Source organism: Comamonas halotolerans (genome assembly GCF_030162935.1).
Classification (GTDB): Bacteria; Pseudomonadota; Gammaproteobacteria; order Burkholderiales; family Burkholderiaceae_C; genus Comamonas; species Comamonas halotolerans.
This window is the reverse complement of the sequence record NZ_JASAUZ010000011.1, coordinates 33996-51965: the sequence shown is the minus strand read 5'-3', so window position 1 is coordinate 51965 and position 17970 is coordinate 33996. Positions and strand designations below refer to the sequence as shown.

Below are 17970 nucleotides of genomic sequence, written 5' to 3'. Positions count from 1 at the left end.
ATGCTGTCATTTGTTGCGCATTTCAGTTGAACTGAGTACTTGAGTTGCTTCGAACGCGCCAATCCTGCATTTCAGGTCATGAACAGCCAAGCATGGAACTGAGCATGAAGATCTCATAAAAAAGCCCAAGGCGCGGGCCTTGGGCTTTGGCGTGAGCAGACTGGCTCAGTCGATGCTGACGTTGGCTTTTTCGATCACGCCTTTGTACATGGCAGAGTCCTGATCAATCAGCTTCTGGAACTCGGCAGGTGTGCTGCCTATCGCGCCAAAACCCAGCTGGGTGAGCTTGTCCTTGACTTCGGGAGATTGCACAGCCTCGGCAATGGTTTTGGAGAGTTTGTCGACGATGGGCTGGGGAGTGCCTTTGGGGGCCAGAACGCCCACCCAGGAGTTCATGATGAAGCCGGGAAAGCCTGCTTCTTCCATGGTGGGTACATCGGGCTCGCCAGGCCAGCGCTGCCTGGAGGCGACGGCCAGCACCTTGATCTTGCCGCTCTTGGCGTGTGGCATGGGTACCAGGGCAGGGTCAAACAGCATATCGACCTGCCCGTTCATCAAATCTGCCAGGATGGGAGCACTGCCGTTATAGGGCACGTGTTGCGCATTCAGGCTGTTCTCCTGAGCGAAGCGCGCCCCAATCATGTGGGCGCTGGCACCGGTGCCGCTGGAAGCATAGTTCAGAGGCTTTTTCTTGCCATATTCAGCCAGTTCCTTGGCGTTTTTGACCGGCAGCTTGTTAGCAACAAACAGGAACATGGGCAGGTCGGCCACATGGCTCACAGCGACAAAGTCACTGGGCTTGTAAGGCAGCTTTTTGTACAGCGACATATTGACCGTGTAGGCCGCCAATACGCTGACAAAGTTATAGCCATCGGCTGGCGCACGCGAGGTTTGTGTCACACCAATGGTGCTGTTGGCTCCGGGTTTGTTCTCGATGATGACGGGCTGGCCCAGGCGCTTGCTGACGGCATCAAACACGGTGCGGCTCACGATGTCTGTGGAGCCACCCGGGGTGTAAGGAACCGTCACTTTGATGGCTTTGGTGGGCCAGTTGGCCGTGCTCTCCTGGGCCAAGGTATGGCTTGCTGCGAACAAGGTGGATACCGCCAAAATGGTGGTCAGGCTTGAGGGAATGAACTTTGCCATGGGGCGTATGTCTCCAGTTTCTTTGTTGTGCTGGCAGTTGTGCTGCCGCTCCCTAAATGTCGCTCACAAAGTGTTATGGGCGACATTTGGAATGTAGAAACGAAGACAGGGAATACCACTGGGGCAATCCCTTGACGTATGTCACCTTTGCGTCAGCGGCTTTGGGCTGCGCCAAAGCGGCGGGCAACTTCGGTCCAGTCGATGACGTTGTAGAACGCGTTGATGTATTCGGGGCGTCGATTCTGGTACTTCAGGTAGTAAGCGTGCTCCCAGACATCCAGACCCAGGATGGCGGTGTTGCCCGATGCAATGCCTGACATCCATGGGTTGTCCTGGTTGGCGCTGCTTTCCACATGCAGCTTGCCTTGGGCATCTACGGTGAGCCAGGCCCAGCCGCTGCCAAAGCGACTGACAGCAGCTTGTGTGAACGCAGCTTTGAAGGCCTCAAAGCCACCCAGATCGTTGTCTATGGCAGTGGCCAGATCGCCTGTTGGCAAGCCGCCCCCGGTTGGCGACATCACGCTCCAGAACAGGCTGTGGTTGGCATGACCACCACCGTTGTTGCGCACGGCGGTGCGGATTTTTTCGGGCAGTGACTCCAGATGACCCAGCAAGGCTTGCAAAGGCATGTCCATCCATTGCGTGCCTTCCAGCGCAGCATTCAAATTGTTGACGTAGGTTTGGTGGTGTTTGGCATGGTGAATCTCCATGGTCTGGGCATCGATATGGGGTTCCAGCGCGGTATAGGCATAAGGCAAGGCAGGCAGGGAATAAGCCATGGATGAACTCCTGTTGCGGTCAAGGATGTGGTGGATGAGCGGATGCTCGGGCCACTGGTTATTCGTGGTTGGAAACGGCTGTTTTGCTCAGGCTGCGAGGTGCTTGCAACAAGTCCAGGGCCTGGGGCTGTGACGCTAGAACGCAGGGTTTGCCGGTGCGCTTGCATTGGTCGTTGTCGCGCCAATGGTCACTATCCGACACGCAACCTGTCTGGCAAATCACCAGATCGGCAGCGCGCTGGCTAAAGGCATCTGTGGCAAGGGCATGCTCGTCGGGAGTGTTGGCAAGCAGGTGCGTTGCCTGTGCTGCGTACCAGGTAGCCAGTTGTGCTTGCAGCGCGAGCCGTGTTTCGCGCTCCCAGCTCAAGGCAGTTTCGCGGATGATTGCTTGCGCACGCAGTCTAAAAATCGTTGCCTGCAATTGCTGGATGTGCCGGTGCTGCTCACTGATGTGCGCACTGCAACGTGTTTGCGTTTCCGCATAAAGGCTAATCAGCGCACAGTGCTCATGCACTGCGAGGTTGGTGATCTCTGAAGTCTGTAACACGGTAGGTGAACCTCCAGTGTTGGGCTTTTCGCGGAGTCATAGCGCGCAGGTGATGCCATGGCTGTAGCGAATGGGTGTGGAAATAGTTGAAATATTAAATGAGAATAGTTTTTATTCAATAATTAAAATATTATCGTAATCTGCGCAGGGTTTAGTCGCACCGCATGGCGTGGCGACTGAGGCATGCAAGACGCGAGTTCACCTTGCGTGCGAAGGAAAAGGCGGTGCAGAGGAAAAGAAAAAGCCGAGCCTTGTGAGGCTCGGCTTTGTTGCAGCAGGCTTTCAGAATCGAGGCTTGGGTCTAGCGGTTGAGTACTGGCGCGATGGCCTGACCGGTGTGAGTGGACAGTGCAACGACTTCTTCGGGTGTGCCAGCGGCCACAATGCGGCCACCGCCGGTACCGCCTTCTGGGCCAAGGTCGATGATCCAGTCGGCTTCGGCAATCACATCCAGGTCGTGCTCGATCACGATCACGCTGTGCCCTGCATCGACCAGGCGATGCAGCACGCGGATGAGCTTGTCCACGTCGGCCATGTGCAGGCCCACCGTGGGTTCATCCAGCACGTACAGGGTGTGTGGTGTCTTGTTGCCGCGTTTGGTGACATCGTCGCGCACCTTGGTCAGCTCCGTCACCAGCTTGATGCGCTGGGCTTCACCGCCAGACAAGGTGGGAGAGGGCTGACCCAAGGTCAGATAGCCCAGCCCCACGTCTTTCAGAAGCTGCAGCGGGTGCGCAATGGAAGGCATGGAGGCGAAGAACTCAGCGGCTTCATCCACTTCCATTTGCAGCACATCACCAATGCTCTTGCCACGCCAGGTCACGGCAAGGGTTTCGGGGTTGAAGCGTGCGCCATGGCAGGTTTCGCAGGGCACTTTCACATCGGGCAGAAAGCTCATTTCGATGGTGCGCATGCCTTGGCCTTCGCAGGCGGGGCAACGTCCTTCACCGGTGTTGAAGCTAAAGCGCCCTGCGCCATAGCCACGGGCCTTGGCTTCCAGCGTATCGGCAAACAGCTTGCGGATGGTGTCCCAAAAGCCGATATAGGTGGCAGGACAGCTGCGAGGTGTTTTGCCGATGGGTGTCTGGTCCACTTCCAGTACACGGTCAATCACTTCTGTGCCCCAGACAGCCTCACAACCGAGCAGTGCTGGTGTGTTGCCTGCTTCCATGGCTTCGCGCCCCGCCTTCGTGCTGCGCTGGCCGACGAGGGCGGCCACATTGCTCAGTAGCACATCACGCGCCAGTGTGGATTTGCCGGAGCCGGACACACCGGTGATGGCGACCAGACGTTTGAGTGGCACGCTGGCTTCAATGTCCTGCAGATTGTGCAAGTTGGCACCATTGACCACCAGCCAGTGCAGCGGGCCGCTGGTTTTGCCGCGATTTTGCAGCTCGGCATTGGCCTGTGCGCTGTCAGCGGCCAAAGCGGCGGCGGCATCGGCAGCCATTTGCTTTTTGGTGCGCTTTTTGGGTTGGGGCGCAGCTTCAGTGGGCACATCGGCCGCATCGGCCACGCCGTGGACGGGGCGACGCGCCTGGTAGGGGTGGCGCATGGCGTGCAGCAGGTAGCGGCCAGTTTGCGAGTCTTCGGCAGCCATGATGTCCTCAGGCTTGCCTTGAGCCACCAGCATGCCACCGCGCTTGCCAGCGCTGGGGCCGATGTCGATCACGTGATCGGCGCGTCGGATGGTGTCTTCGTCGTGCTCCACCACCACCAGTGTGTTGCCTTTGTCGCCCAGCTTGTGCAGCGCGTTGAGCAGGATGTGGTTGTCGCGTGCGTGCAGTCCGATGGTGGGCTCGTCCAGCACGTAGCACACGCCTTGCAGATTGCTGCCCAGTTGCGCGGCCAGGCGAATGCGCTGGGCTTCGCCTCCGGATAGTGTGGGGGCTCCGCGATCCAGCGTCAGGTAGTTCAGGCCGACTTCTTCCAGGAACTCCAGGCGGCCCAGAATTTCGGGAATCAGGTCGCGCGCGATATCGGTTTCGCGGCCTGTGGTTTGCAGCTGCTGAAACCATTCACGCAGTGCCGTGACCGACATTTGCGCCAGCTCGGTGATGCCCTTGCCGTGGAAACGCACAGCCCGGGCGCGGGCGTTCAGGCGCGTGCCCTGGCAGCTGGGGCAGATGCACTCTTCAAGGTCTTCCACTTCGTTGGCGGTCAGCGTCAGTTCGCGGCCACGGTTGTCCTCGGCCAGCGTGCTGTCGTCGTAGACCTTGCGTTGGTCCTTGTTCAGTTTCACGCCCGTGCCCACACAGTCGGGGCACCAGCCGTGTTTGCTGTTGTAGCTGAACAGACTGGGTTCCAGTTCGCTGTAACTGGTGGCGCAGACGGGGCAGGCGCGCTGGGTAGAGAACACCTGCAGCATGCCCACGCTGGCGCCCTGGTCAGGTGCGGCAATGGCGGCTTCAAGATTCTCGATGCCTGACAGCACATGCACCACACCCTTGCCAATTTCCAGCGTTTTGGCGAGCTGGGCGCGTAGCTCTGACTCGTTGGCGGCGGTGACTTTGACACTGGCCACCGGAAGTTCGATGGTGTGCTCCTTGAAACGATCCAGGCGCGGGAAGCCTGTGGTGGGCAAAAAAGCTCCATCCACGCGCAAATGTGTATAGCCCTTGGGGCGTGCCCAGTCAGCCAGCTCGGTGTAAACGCCTTTGCGGTGTACGACCAGCGGAGCCAACAGGCCAATGTGCTGGCCTTTGAACTGACTGAGCAATTGCGCCGCAATGCGCTCAGGGGTCTGGGGTTCGACGGCAGCACCGTCGTGCACGCAGTGCTGGGTACCCAGCTTGACGTACAGCAGGCGCAGGAAGTGCCAGACTTCGGTGGTTGTACCTACGGTGGATTTGCGCCCGCCACGCGACAGGCGTTGTTCGATGGCTACCGTGGGCGGAATGCCCCAGACTGCATCCACTTCCGGGCGGCCGGCTGGCTGCACGATGGAGCGCGCATAGGCGTTCAGTGATTCGAGGTAACGGCGCTGGCCTTCGTTGAAGAGAATGTCGAAGGCCAGCGTGGATTTGCCGGAGCCGGATACACCGGTCACCACATTGAACTTGCCGCGAGGAATGTCCACGCTCAAGCCCTTGAGATTGTGCTCGCGAGCGTTGACGATTTCAATGGAGTTCTTTGCATCTGGCGTTTTGCGGGCTGGTGCGGAAAGCTCTTTCTTGTAGAGCATGGGCGCCACTTCTTCAACCAGCTGCCCGCCCACACCCATGGCCAGGTCGTATTCGCGCAAGGCTTGTGCGGTGTGTGAGCCTTTGACTTGGCGCACTTCTTCCGGGGTGCCCTGGGCCACGATCTGACCGCCGCCGTCACCCCCCTCTGGACCCAGATCAATCAACCAGTCGCTGGCGCGAATCACGTCCAGATTGTGCTCGATCACGATCAGGCTGTGCCCTGCCTCCAGCAGCTTGCGTAGCGCACGCATCAGCTTGGCGATGTCTTCAAAGTGCAGGCCGGTGGTGGGCTCATCAAACAGAAACAGTGTGCCCTTGCGTGCAATCTTTTGCCTGGACTTGGAAGCAGTCTTGGCCGCCTCGGCCAGGAAGCCCGCCAGCTTCAAACGCTGGGCTTCGCCACCGGACAGCGTCGGGACCGGTTGGCCCAGCTTGACGTACTCCAGCCCCACATCCACGATGGGCTGCAGCGCGCGGATCACGTCGGCATCTTGCGCAAACAGCAGCGCGGCTTCGGCCACCGTCAGCTCCAGTACATCGGCCACGCTGAGATTGCGGCCCTTGCGCTCGATAGTGACTTCCAGAATTTCGTCGCGGTAGCGGCTGCCGTTGCAATCTGGGCAACGCAGGTACACATCCGAGAGGAACTGCATTTCCACATGCTCAAAGCCTGAGCCGCCGCAAGTAGGGCAGCGGCCATCACCGCTGTTGAAACTGAACTTGCTGGCGGAATAGCCACGCTGCGCGGACAGGGGCGCCAGCGCAAACAGCTCGCGGATACTGTCCCAGGCACCCACATAGCTCACCGGGTTGGAACGCGCCGTCTTGCCAATGGGCGATTGATCGACAAACACCACATCGGCCAGGTGGTCGGCACCCAGCAGACGGTCATGCAGGCCGGGGCTGTCGGTGGGCTTGCCAAAATGTCGCAGCAGTGCAGGAGCCAGAATGTCTTGAACGAGCGAGGACTTGCCCGAACCCGAAACGCCAGTGATGGTGACCAGACGTTGGAGTGGAAAGTCCACATTCAGGTTCTGCAGATTGTGCTGGCGTGCGCCTTCCAGAATCAGGCGCGGAGTGGACTCGGTCACCATGCGCTTGATGCCGAAGCCCACCTGTTTGCGGCCACCCAGATAGGCGCCGGTCAAGGTGTCAGCCTGCTTGAGTTCTTCGGGCGTGCCGTCAAACACAATCTGGCCGCCGCGTGCGCCGGGGCCGGGCCCCATGTCGATCATGCGGTCGGCGGCAAACATCACGGCGGGGTCGTGCTCCACCACTACCAGCGTGTTGCCTGCATCGCGCAGACGGTGCATGGCCTGGGTGATGCGCTCCATATCGCGCGGGTGCAGGCCGATGCTGGGTTCGTCCAGCACAAACAAGGTATTGACCAGCGAGGTGCCCAGGGCTGTGGTCAGGTTGATGCGCTGGACCTCACCGCCGCTGAGCGTGCGGCTTTGCCGGTCCAGCGTGAGGTAGCCAATGCCCACGTCCACCAGATACTTCAAGCGGTTGCCAATCTCTTCGTTCAGCAATTTGAGCGCTTGGTATTCGCCCTCGGCCAAGCCTGTGGCATTGCCCAGGTTCAGGCTGTCAAAAAAGCTGCGCAATCGCGTGATGGGCAGGCGCATCAAGTCATGCAGGCACAGGCCGGGCATGGCTTCAAGCTGGGCACGGCTCCACGCTACGCCATTGGGCATGAAGCGCTGTTCGGGCGGCAGCACGGCATCGGCCTGTGCCTTGCTGCCAATGCGCCATAGCAGACTTTCGGTCTTCAGGCGCGCACCGGCGCAGGTGGGGCATTCCGTGTAGCTGCGGTACTTGGACAGCAGCACACGGATGTGCATCTTGTAGGTCTTGGTTTCCAGGTACTCGAAAAAGCGGCGGATGCCGTACCACTGTTTGTTCCACTGGCCTTTCCACAGCGGCGAGCCTTCAATGACCCAGTGCTTTTGCTCGGCGGTCAGCTTGTTCCACGCGATGTCGCGCGGAATGGCTTCGGCTTCTGCGTGGCGCAGCAAATCATCTTGAATTTCTTTCCAGCCCGGTGTCTGGATGGGCTTGATCGCGCCGGTGCGCAGTGTGAGTTTTTCATTGGGAATGACCAGCCCCCAGTCCACACCAATCACGCGGCCAAAACCCCGGCAGGCTTCGCAGGCGCCAACGGCGGAATTGAACGAGAACAGCGAGGGCATGGGCGCTGTGTAGCTCAGATTGCTTTCGGGGCAATGCAGGCCTTGCGAGAACTTCCAGGTGAGTGTTTCCCCTTCGTCAGGCATGACATACACCGTCACGTGTCCGTTACCACGTTTGAGCGCAACGTCGATGGCCTCCATGGCACGGCTGCGCTCCACGCGGCTGAAGCGGAAACGGTCGGCGACGACATCCAGGACTTTGACTTTTTCGGGCGGTGCGGCTTTGGTCTTTTTGCCCTTGTCTGCCACTTCAGCAGGCGCGATGCGTTCTATTTCGCGCTCAGCCTGCACTTTGGTAAAGCCACTGGCGGAGAGCCATTGCTCCACCTCTTCCTGAGTGGTGTTGGCGGGCAGTTCGACCGGGAAAGTCAGGGCAATGCGCGGGTCACCGGCCGCTTCGCAGCGCTGCTGCAAGGCGGCAAGAATGGTTTCATTGGTGTCGTGCTGCACCGGTAAGGCAGTCTGGCTGTCGAACAAATGGGCTGCACGTGCAAACAGCAGTTTGAGGTGGTCGTTGAGCTCCGTCATCGTGCCCACGGTGGAGCGGGAGTTGCGCACGGGGTTGGTCTGGTCAATGGCAATCGCGGGAGGTACACCTTCCACGCGATCGACGGCAGGCTTATCCATGCGGTCAAGAAACTGGCGCGCATAGGCGCTGAAGGTTTCCACGTAGCGACGTTGACCTTCAGCAAACAAGGTGTCAAACACCAGGCTGGATTTTCCCGAGCCGCTGGGGCCGGTCACAACAGTCAATTCGCCCGTGCGAATGTCGAGGTCCACGTTTTGCAGGTTGTGCTGGCGGGCGCCACGGATGCGAATCTGGCCTTGGGTCATGGTGTGCTGCGCGTAGAAGAAGCTTGAAAAACAAAGCGACCAATCATTCTAGGCAGTGGCACTGCGTTTGTCGGAGCGATGGATGAAAGCGCATGTAGTTTCTGCTGGTAAGCGCAAAAAAACAAAAAAGGCTTGCTCCGAAGAACAAGCCTTTGAGAGGAGGGAGTGTGCTTATTTCGTGCTTACTTATTTGCGCTTGGATTCCAGTGCGCGATTCAACCCCAGGGCTACCAGGGTACAGATAACGCCGGAGAGCAAATAGGCACTCACCGCCACAGGACCGAATTGGGAGGAGAGGTACAGGGCAACCAGCGGAGCAAATGCTGCGCCCAGCAGCCAGGCAACGTCGGTGGAATAGGCTGCGCCTACAAACCGGAATTTGCGCGAGAAGTTGGCCGTGACCGTGCCTGATGCCTGACCATAAGACAGCCCCAGCAAAACAAAGCCCACCAAAATGAAGACGTTCTGCCCGGCAGTGCCACCATTCAGCAGCATGGGGGTGGCGAAACTGAACAGCCCGATGAGTACCGCCATGGATCCCAGCGTATTGCGACGGCCAAATCTATCGGCCATCCAGCCTGAAAGCACAATCGCAGCACAGGCAAGCAGTGCGCCGAGCACCTGCATCCACAGAATCTGCGGCACGGAGGCTTCGCCATACAGCGTCATCCAGGACAGCGGAAAGACAGTCACCAGGTGGAACAGTGCAAAGCTGGCCAGCGCGGCCAGCGCACCCAGGAAGACATTGCGGCCTTCGCCACTGCGTGTCATCTCAAATGGTGCAGAGGGTGCCAGTTCCATGCGCTGAAAACGGTTGGTATAAGACTCATCAGCCACCAAGCGCAGGCGCGCAAACAAGGCCACGACGTTGATGGCAAAGGCCACGCAGAAAGGATAGCGCCAACCCCAGGCGAGAAACTCCTCGTGCGGCAAAGCCTGGTAGATGTAGGCAAAGACACTGGCTGCCACCACGAAACCGATGGGGGCTCCAAGCTGGCCGATCATGGCGAACCAGCCGCGCTTTTCCTGAGGGGCGTGCATGGCCAGCAAGGATGGCAACCCTTCCCACGATCCGCCCACCGCCAATCCCTGGGCGATGCGCAAGGCGATCAACCACCAGATGGCAGACACGCCGATGCTGCCGTAACCCGGAAGCAGCGCGATGCCTACGGTGGCGCTGCCCAGCATGAACAATGCGATGGTTAGCTTGGCACTGATGCTCCAGCGGCGCTGTACCTCCATGCCGATGAAGGTGCCAATGGGGCGTGCAATGAACGCCAGCGCAAAGACACCGAAAGCCGCAAGCATGCCTTCCAGGGGGGAAAGGAAGGGAAAATACACGTACGGAAAGACGAGTACGCAGGCGATTCCGAAAACGAAGAAGTCAAAGTACTCGGAGGCTCTGCCGATGATGACACCGGCCGCAATTTCTCCAGGGGTGATGTCATCGCTGTGATTGGCTTCAGCGAGGTGCTGGTCCATCGAGCCTTTGCCCATTGAGGGAGTGATGTGTGCAAAACCGGTCATAGTGCAGCTCCTCGATAACAATGCACCTCTTGTACGCGGCTTGATGGAAGTCAACAAGCGAGATTTCGCCGCCCACGATGTAGGAAAAGGGTTTGTTGGGATGGCGAAGCTACATAAAAGGCGCAAAGACCCCTGGTGAAGCGGGGTGTTCGACTGTGGCACTATCGCGCCAATATGGGGGTGCTCTTGACATTTATCAAGAGGTTTCTCTTATTTCAGTATGTCCTGAAAAATCAAGGATTTAGCCATTCTTTGACAGAGATCTATTGACAGGTTGCCCCCTATCTTTCCTACATAAAGACAGCACACGCCACTGCGTTGCCCTGTGTGAGACAAGAAAAAGATAGGGGAGAAGAGTAAATTCGGCGCCTCTAGTAATCCGCGTTTACACCTAACAACGCGCGTTTTTTCGCGTTTACAGCATGCCTACATCCACGGAAACCCGCGGGCCATCCTGGCTCGCTGCGGCTGCCTTGCTTGCAACCCTTACGGGTTGCAGCAATGCAGTCGTACTCAATCCCGCAGGGGACATTGCTGCTCAGCAAGGCGACCTGGTGGTTACAGCCACCTTGTTGATGCTGGTCATCATTGTTCCCGTGATTCTGCTGACTCTGTTGTTCGCCTGGAAGTATCGCCAGTCGAATACCGAAGCCGAGTATGACCCTGAGTGGCACCACTCGACCGCTCTTGAGCTGGTCATCTGGAGCGTGCCTCTGATCATCATCATTGCGCTGGGCGCATTGACATGGATCAGCACCCACAAGCTGGATCCCTATCGTCCGCTGGACCGCATTTCAGAGACCAAGCCGTTGGATCCCAACGTCAAGCCGCTGGAAGTGCAGGTGGTATCGCTGGACTGGAAGTGGATGTTCATCTATCCCGAGCAAGGGATTGCCACAGTCAATGAACTGGCAGCGCCCGTGGACCGCCCCATCCGCTTCAAGCTGACTGCCAGCCACACCATGAGCGCGTTTTACGTGCCTGATCTGGCCGGCATGATCTATGCCATGCCTGGCATGGAAACGCAGCTGAACGCCGTGATCAACAAGGAAGGCGTTTTCAAGGGCTTGAACTCGCACTACAGCGGCGCTGGTTTCTCGGGCATGACTTTCAAGTTCCATGGACTGAGCAACGAAGGTTTTGACGCTTGGGTACAAAAGGCCAAGAGTGAAGGCAGTGTGCTGGATCGTGAAAGCTACCTGAACCTGGTCAAGCCTAGCGAACGTCACCCCGTGACCCGTTTCTCCTCGGTACAAGAAGGCTTGTACGACCGCGTGCTGAACATGTGCGTGGAAGAAGGAAAGATGTGCATGCACCACATGATGGCTATCGACGCTGCTGGCGGCGCGGCCTACATGAAGGCGGCTGGTTTGAACCTGCCCGACGATGTGTGTTCTGTCGAAAACGCTGACCGAATCGTGGCCCTGCTGGACCAACGCACTTCGGTACAGCAATAAGCAGTTGACGGGCGGAAAGTCGGCTGCTGCTAGCTTTCCGGCCATTTAGCAAGAGACTCAATATGTCTGAACCAACAACGTTGCCCCACGATCCGCTCATTGGGCGGATTTCTTGGGACTCCATACCGATGGCGCATGAGCCCATCGTGTTGTGGACCTTTATTGCCGTGCTGCTTGGCGGTCTGGTGGTGTTCGCTGCACTGACCAAATTCAAGCTTTGGGGCCCTTTGTGGCGTGACTGGATCTGCTCGATCGACCACAAGAAGATCGGCATCATGTACATCATCCTCGGTATTGTCATGCTGCTGCGTGGCTTTGCTGACGCGGTGATGATGCGTATCCAGCAGGCCATGGCGTTTGGCGACAACCTCGGTTATCTGCCTCCCCACCACTACGACCAGATCTTCACTGCGCACGGTGTGATCATGATTTTCTTTGTGGCCATGCCTTTGGTCACAGGTTTCATGAACTACCTGATCCCGCTGCAGATCGGTGCCCGTGACGTTTCCTTTCCCTTCCTGAACAACTTCTCGTTCTGGATGACTGCCACTGGTGCGATCCTGGTGATGGTGTCCCTGTTCCTGGGTGAGTTCTCGACTTCCGGCTGGCTGGCGCTGTCCAACTTGGGCAACCAGAATCCAGGCGTGGGTCTGGATTACTACATCTGGGCGCTGCAGTTATCAGGGGTGGGTACGACGCTGTCGGGTATCAACCTGATCGTGACCATCATCAAGATGCGCGCTCCCGGCATGAACCTGATGAAGATGCCTGTGTTCGTGTGGACATCGCTGTGTACCAACGCCCTGATCGTGGCTTCGTTCCCGATCCTGACAGCTGCACTGGCTCTGATGACCATGGACCGTTACTTCGGTACACAGTTCTTCACGAACGAGCTGGGCGGCAACCCCATGCTGTACGTGAATCTGATCTGGATCTGGGGCCACCCTGAGGTCTACATCCTGATCCTGCCTGTGTTCGGCATCTTCTCGGAAATCGTTGCGACCTTCTCCAAGAAGCGTCTGTTCGGTTACACCTCCATGGTGTATGCGACCGTGTGTATCACTGTGCTGTCCTGGCTGGTGTGGTTGCACCACTTCTTCACCATGGGATCGGGCGCAGCAGTCAATACCTTCTTCGGTATCACCACGATGATCATCTCGATTCCTACGGGCGCGAAGATCTTCAACTGGCTGTTCACCATGTACAAGGGCCGCATCGAGTTCAAGCCTCCCATGATGTGGACGGTGGGCTTTATGTGCACCTTCGCCATCGGCGGTATGACTGGTGTGTTGCTGGCCGTTCCTCCTGCCGACTTCGTGCTGCACAACTCGCTGTTCCTGATTGCGCACTTCCACAATGTGATCATTGGTGGTGTGGTGTTCGGCCTGCTGGCGGGTATCAACTTCTGGTTCCCCAAGGCATTTGGCTACAAGCTCAACGAGTTCTGGGGCAAGGTGTCCTTCTGGTGCTGGCTGGTGGGTTTCTGGGTTGCGTTCACTCCCTTGTACATCCTGGGTCTGATGGGCGTTACACGTCGTGCCAACCACTTCGATGACCACTCGCTGCAAATCTGGTTTGTGATTGCTGCCGTGGGTGTGGCCATCATTGCTGCCGGTATTGGTGCCTTCGTGTTGCAACTGGTGGTGTCTTACTTCCAGCGCGACAAGCTGCGCGACAACAACGGCGATACCTGGGGCTCGGGCCGTACTCTGGAATGGGCAACTTCCTCGCCACCTCCTCAGTACAACTTTGCCAAGACTCCCGTGGTGTACGACGTGGACGCATGGTGGGATATGAAGAAGCACGGCTATCAGCGTCCGCTGTCCGGCTTTGAGGATCTGCACATGCCCAAGAACACAGGCGCAGGCTTTGTGATCTCGATGATTGCCATGGTGCTGGGATTTGCGCTGATCTGGCACATCTGGTGGCTGGCGATTGTTTCTTTCGCTGGTGTGATCATTGCCTCGATCGTTCATACGTTCAACTACAACCGCGACTACTACATCCCTGCATCTGAAGTGCAGGCGACGGAAGACGCTCGTACACAACAGCTTGCACGCCATGTCTAATCACACTATCTCCGCCGGCGCCGCCGGCGCGGTGGGCCAGCGCGAGTACCATCCCGCGCACGAACCCCACCCAGAAAACGGCACCTCGCTGGGCTTCTGGCTGTATCTGATGAGCGACTGCCTCATCTTTGCGGCGCTGTTTGCAACCTGGGGTGTGCTGGGCCGCAGCTATGCGGGTGGACCCACTGGTGCCGAGCTGTTCAGCTTGCCGCTGGTGGCGATCAATACTGCTTTCTTGCTGCTGTCTTCGCTGACCTTCGGTTTTGCGATGCTCAACAAGCAAAAGAAGAATGTGAACGGTACTTTGACCTGGCTGGCTGTCACAGGCTTGCTGGGCGTGGCCTTCGTGGCAGTGGAACTGTATGAGTTCGCTCACATTTACCACACAGGTGCCACCATCCAGACCAGCGCGTTCCTGTCGTCGTTCTTCACCTTGGTGGGGACTCACGGCCTGCACGTGTCCTTTGGTCTGATCTGGCTGGTGGTGCTGATGGTGCAGATCAAGAAAAAGGGCCTGATTCATGCCAACGTGCGCCGCATCAACTGCCTGTCGATGTTCTGGCACTTCTTGGACGTGGTTTGGATCGGCGTGTTCACCTTTGTGTATCTGATGGGGGTGCTGTAAATGAGCGCACACGATATCCACGTTGCCCACGGTGACCACCACGAAGAACATGACGACTTGCACGTCACTTCCGGTGAGTACATCAAAGGCTTTATCCTGGCCGTCATTCTGACCGTCATCCCCTTCTGGCTGGTGATGGGCGATGTGATTCAAGACCGTTCCACCGCAGTGATGGTTCTGGGCCTTTTCGCTGCAGTTCAAGTGGTGGTGCACATGGTGTACTTCCTGCACATGAACGGCAAGATGCAAGGCGGCTGGACCATGATGTCCACCATCTTCGCTGTGGTCTTTGTGATCATTACTTTGGCGGGTACGCTTTGGGTCATGTTCCACATGAACACCAACATGATGCCCGAGCACAAGGCGATTCCAGCCTTGACCCAAGCTGCTGAAACTGCACCTGCAGCGCCAGTGGTGTCTCCTGCCGCTGAAGCCGGTCACACAGCCGGCCACAGCAGCAACTGATGACGGCGTCCACTTCGGGAGGGCGCAAGCCTTCCCGCATCACCTTCACGAAGGCGGTGCTCGCAGTAGCGGGCATCGCCCTTTTTTTTGCGTTCATCAGCCTGGGGACATGGCAGGTGCAGCGTCGTGCCTGGAAACTGGACCTGATTGAGCGTGTGAACGAGCGCGTGCACAGCCAGCCTGTGGCCGTACCCACGCAAGCGCAATGGCCTCAGGTGCAGCCTTCCACCCATGAATATCTGGCCGTAAAGGCACAAGGCCAGTGGATAGAGGGGCGTAGCGTGCTCACACAGGCGGTTACTGAGCTTGGTGCCGGTTTCTGGTTGCTGACACCGCTGCAACAAGCCGATGGCTCGCAGTTGCTGGTCAATCGGGGCTTTGTGCCGACCGAGCAACGCAAGGCCTTTGTGGAGCGAATTGCGGCAGCACCCCAGGAGCCCGCGGGCGAGGAAGTCTCTGTCGTGGGTTTGCTGCGTTTTACGGAGCCTAAAGGTGGCTTCATGCGTGACAACGCGCCCGAGGAAGATCGCTGGCATTCGCGTGATGTGCAGGCGATTGCCCAAGCCAAATCCTTGCAACCAGTGGCCCCCTTCTTTGTGGACCAAGGACTGCCTGGACAGTCGGCAGTGGTTCAGACATGGCCACGTCCAGGGCTGACGGTGATCCAGTTCACCAATACACATGCTGTCTATGCGCTGACCTGGTATGGCCTGGCGCTGATGGTTGTGGGCGCTGCCTGGCTGGTGGTGCGCTATGAGAGGCGCAAGCAGAGCCTGTGAGAGGTTTTCAGGCGCATGCCAAGGGGAGATTACAGCGCAATGGAAAAAGGCCGCAAATGCGGCCTTTTTCATGCGTGTCTAGCAGGGTAAACAGGTGGGGGCTAGTCAGTCACAGATGGTTTCAGAAGGCAATGTAGTGGTCGATCAGCAGCGCAGCGAAGACGCCACTGAGGTGGATCAGCGAGAAGCGGAATGTCTTGCGCGCCAAAGCGTCTGAATAATTCAGCCACAAGCGCAGTGCATACCAGCTAAAGCCCAGGCAAAGCACCGAGGACACAATCAGATAGAACCAGCCACTCATGCCGAAAATGACGGGCAGCAGGCAGCCTGCAAACAGCACCAGGGTGTAGAGCAGGATTTGCAGCTGGGTGTATTTGGGGCCGTGGGTGACGGGCAGCATGGGCAAGCCAGACTTTTTGTAGTCTTCCACGCGGTACAGCGCCAGCGCCCAGAAGTGGGGTGGAGTCCACAGAAAGATGATCAGGAACAGGATCAGTGCCTCGGGGCCGACATTGCCGGTCATGGCAGCCCAGCCCAATACGGGAGGCATGGCGCCGGAAGCGCCGCCAATCACGATGTTTTGTGGCGTGGCTGGCTTGAGCACCACGGTGTAGATGACAGCGTAGCCAATGAAGGTGGCCAGCGTCAGCCACATGGTCAGTGGGTTGGTGAAGGCCAGCAGGATGGCCGCACCTGTCAGGCACAGAATGGCCGAGAAGGCCAGGGCCTGCTGCGGCGACAGCTCACCCTTGGCGGTGGGGCGCCAGCTGGTGCGCTTCATGCGCGCGTCAATGTGGCGTTCGACCAGGCAGTTGAATGCCGCTGCAGCGGCTGATACGAACCAGATGCCCACGCAGGCAATGGCCATATCGCCAAGCTGCGCCAGCGTTGGCACGCCAGGAATGGCCAGCACCATGCCAATAAGGGCGCAGAAAACAATCAATTGAACTACGCGTGGCTTGGTCAGGGCGTAGAACTGGCTCCAGCGAGAGCCTTGGGTATCACTCAAGGTTTGTGCATTCATGCAGCAACGCTCCGTGCGCCGTGGGGCGCTTGTGTATCTTTGTGCAGCGCCAAAGCGCTGTCGGTGCGGGTGGCGGCCAGCGCCCAGGTCATCACGGTGACCAAGGCGGCAGCGCCAGCGGTATGCAGTACGGCGGCGACCATGGGCCAATCCAGCACCACGTTGGACAAGCCGGTGACAAATTGCAGGGCAATCAGGGCGAGCAGCCATTTGCGCTGGCTTGCCAAGGCGGGCTGCTTGCGCAAAGCCCAAACCAGCATGAGCACGGCGGCAATCACTGCGTACGCGGCCAGCCGGTGGACGTAGTGAATGGCCGTCAATGCAGCAAAACTGATGTGGCTGCCATCGGACAGCAGACCCAGCGGACGCCAGATCTCAAAGCCCTGAGTAAAGTTCATCTCGGGCCAGTAGCTGCCCTGACAGCTTGGGAAACTGGAGCAAGCCAGTACTGCGTAGTTGGTGCTCACCCATCCGCCAAGCGCTACCTGCGCGAAAAGTAATGCGAACACGCCCCACAGTGCTGCACGCAGTCTTGCTGAAATAGCGGTAGGTGACTTGTGCAACACGGCTTGCTGGTGGCCTACGGCCTGAATGCACAACAGCACCAGCAAGAACAAGCCACCCAGCAGGTGCAGGGTAACGATGGCAGGGAAGAGCTTCATGGTCACTGTCAGTGCACCAAAAGCTCCCTGAATCAATACCCATACCAAGGTGAATGTGGCCCAGGCCGGGTGGCGTGCACCATGCAGAGGAGTTTTTCGGTGTTCACGCCAGGCCAGCACCATCAAGGCAATGATGAGCACGCCCACCATGGTGGCAAGGTAGCGGTGAATCATTTCCACCCATGCCTTGCTCTGGGTCACGGGGCCCGTGGGCATGGCAGCTTCGGCCATGGCGATTTCATGCGTTGCGCCGAGTGGACTGGCATTGCCGTAGCACCCGGGCCAATCTGGACAACCCAATCCAGAGTCCGTCAGGCGCGTGAAGGCGCCAAACATGACCAGATCAAAGGTCAGAAACAGGGTCAGCAGGCCCAGTGCCTGCAAGCGGCGCGCAGAGCCAGCGCCGCGGTTGCGGTGCCACACCCACAGCAATGGGGCAAGGGCAATCACCGCGCCCAGGGCCATCAGTTCTAGCAGTGGCGCTAAATCGTAAAGAGGCTGTTCGCCCATCAGCACTCCTCAAACAATGGCTGAAACATGTGTCCGACACAGATCTGACAGGCCCATGCACACAGGCCTGTCAGAGAGGGATATCCAAATGGCCCGAATGCGGGCAAAAGCCCCATGTCTGTTACAGATGTCCGGGGCGATCATTCAGCCGGTACGGGCTACAGATTTG

The 17970-nt window shown here is 58.3% G+C and carries 12 protein-coding genes; 5 read left to right on the top strand and 7 right to left on the bottom strand.

All coding sequences use genetic code 11. The features are described from left to right. Nucleotides 1-165: 165 nt before the first annotated feature. From QEP11_RS07260 to QEP11_RS07240, 5 genes are all read right to left on the bottom strand, one after another. On the bottom strand, nt 166-1146 hold the full coding sequence (locus QEP11_RS07260) for a Bug family tripartite tricarboxylate transporter substrate binding protein (RefSeq protein ID WP_284335981.1): 981 nt from the start codon (nt 1144-1146) through the stop codon (nt 166-168). A gap of 152 nt (nt 1147-1298) precedes the next feature. Next, complete coding sequence (locus tag QEP11_RS07255) at nt 1299-1925, bottom strand: superoxide dismutase (protein WP_284335980.1); 627 nt, start codon at nt 1923-1925, stop codon at nt 1299-1301. A gap of 58 nt (nt 1926-1983) precedes the next feature. Beyond that, nucleotides 1984-2472 carry a hypothetical protein gene (locus QEP11_RS07250; RefSeq protein ID WP_284335979.1) on the bottom strand — a complete coding sequence of 163 codons (489 nt, stop codon included), beginning with the start codon at nt 2470-2472 and terminating at the stop codon, nt 1984-1986. A gap of 301 nt (nt 2473-2773) precedes the next feature. Beyond that, nucleotides 2774-8683: an excinuclease ABC subunit UvrA gene (gene uvrA, locus QEP11_RS07245; protein ID WP_284335978.1), complete on the bottom strand. Its 5910-nt coding sequence runs from the start codon at nt 8681-8683 to the stop codon at nt 2774-2776. Between the two features lie 186 nt (nt 8684-8869). Further along, nucleotides 8870-10210 carry an MFS transporter gene (locus tag QEP11_RS07240; protein ID WP_413788693.1) on the bottom strand — a complete coding sequence of 447 codons (1341 nt, stop codon included), beginning with the start codon at nt 10208-10210 and terminating at the stop codon, nt 8870-8872. A 422-nt stretch (nt 10211-10632) separates the two neighbouring features. On the opposite strand from QEP11_RS07240, the gene cyoA reads away from it, so the two are divergent. The 5 genes from cyoA to QEP11_RS07215 all read left to right on the top strand — a co-directional run bounded on the left by cyoA (nt 10633) and on the right by QEP11_RS07215 (nt 15605). After that, the gene (gene cyoA, locus QEP11_RS07235) at nt 10633-11667 is read left to right on the top strand and encodes a ubiquinol oxidase subunit II (RefSeq protein WP_284335977.1); all 1035 of its coding nucleotides are present in this window, start codon (nt 10633-10635) and stop codon (nt 11665-11667) included. A 62-nt stretch (nt 11668-11729) separates the two neighbouring features. Further along, on the top strand, nt 11730-13736 hold the full coding sequence (gene cyoB, locus QEP11_RS07230; protein WP_284335976.1) for a cytochrome o ubiquinol oxidase subunit I: 2007 nt from the start codon (nt 11730-11732) through the stop codon (nt 13734-13736). After that, the gene (gene cyoC / locus QEP11_RS07225) at nt 13720-14361 is read left to right on the top strand and encodes a cytochrome o ubiquinol oxidase subunit III (protein ID WP_284335975.1); all 642 of its coding nucleotides are present in this window, start codon (nt 13720-13722) and stop codon (nt 14359-14361) included. The genes cyoB and cyoC overlap by 17 nt, the downstream gene beginning before the upstream one ends. Further along, nucleotides 14362-14826, top strand: a complete 465-nt coding sequence (gene cyoD / locus QEP11_RS07220) for a cytochrome o ubiquinol oxidase subunit IV (protein ID WP_284335974.1) — start codon at nt 14362-14364, stop codon at nt 14824-14826. It abuts the gene before it with no gap. Next, nucleotides 14826-15605, top strand: coding sequence for an SURF1 family protein (locus QEP11_RS07215; protein ID WP_284335973.1), 780 nt, complete (start codon nt 14826-14828; stop codon nt 15603-15605). The genes cyoD and QEP11_RS07215 overlap by 1 nt, the downstream gene beginning before the upstream one ends. Nucleotides 15606-15726: 121 nt before the next feature. Here the strand turns inward: QEP11_RS07215 and cyoE are convergent, their stop codons facing one another. Next, a complete protein-coding gene (cyoE, locus tag QEP11_RS07210) occupies nt 15727-16629 on the bottom strand; it encodes a heme o synthase (RefSeq protein ID WP_284335972.1) in 903 nt (300 codons plus the stop codon). Then, the gene (locus tag QEP11_RS07205; protein ID WP_284335971.1) at nt 16626-17801 is read right to left on the bottom strand and encodes a COX15/CtaA family protein; all 1176 of its coding nucleotides are present in this window, start codon (nt 17799-17801) and stop codon (nt 16626-16628) included. Before QEP11_RS07205 ends, cyoE begins: the two co-directional genes overlap by 4 nt. Nucleotides 17802-17970 lie beyond the last annotated feature (169 nt).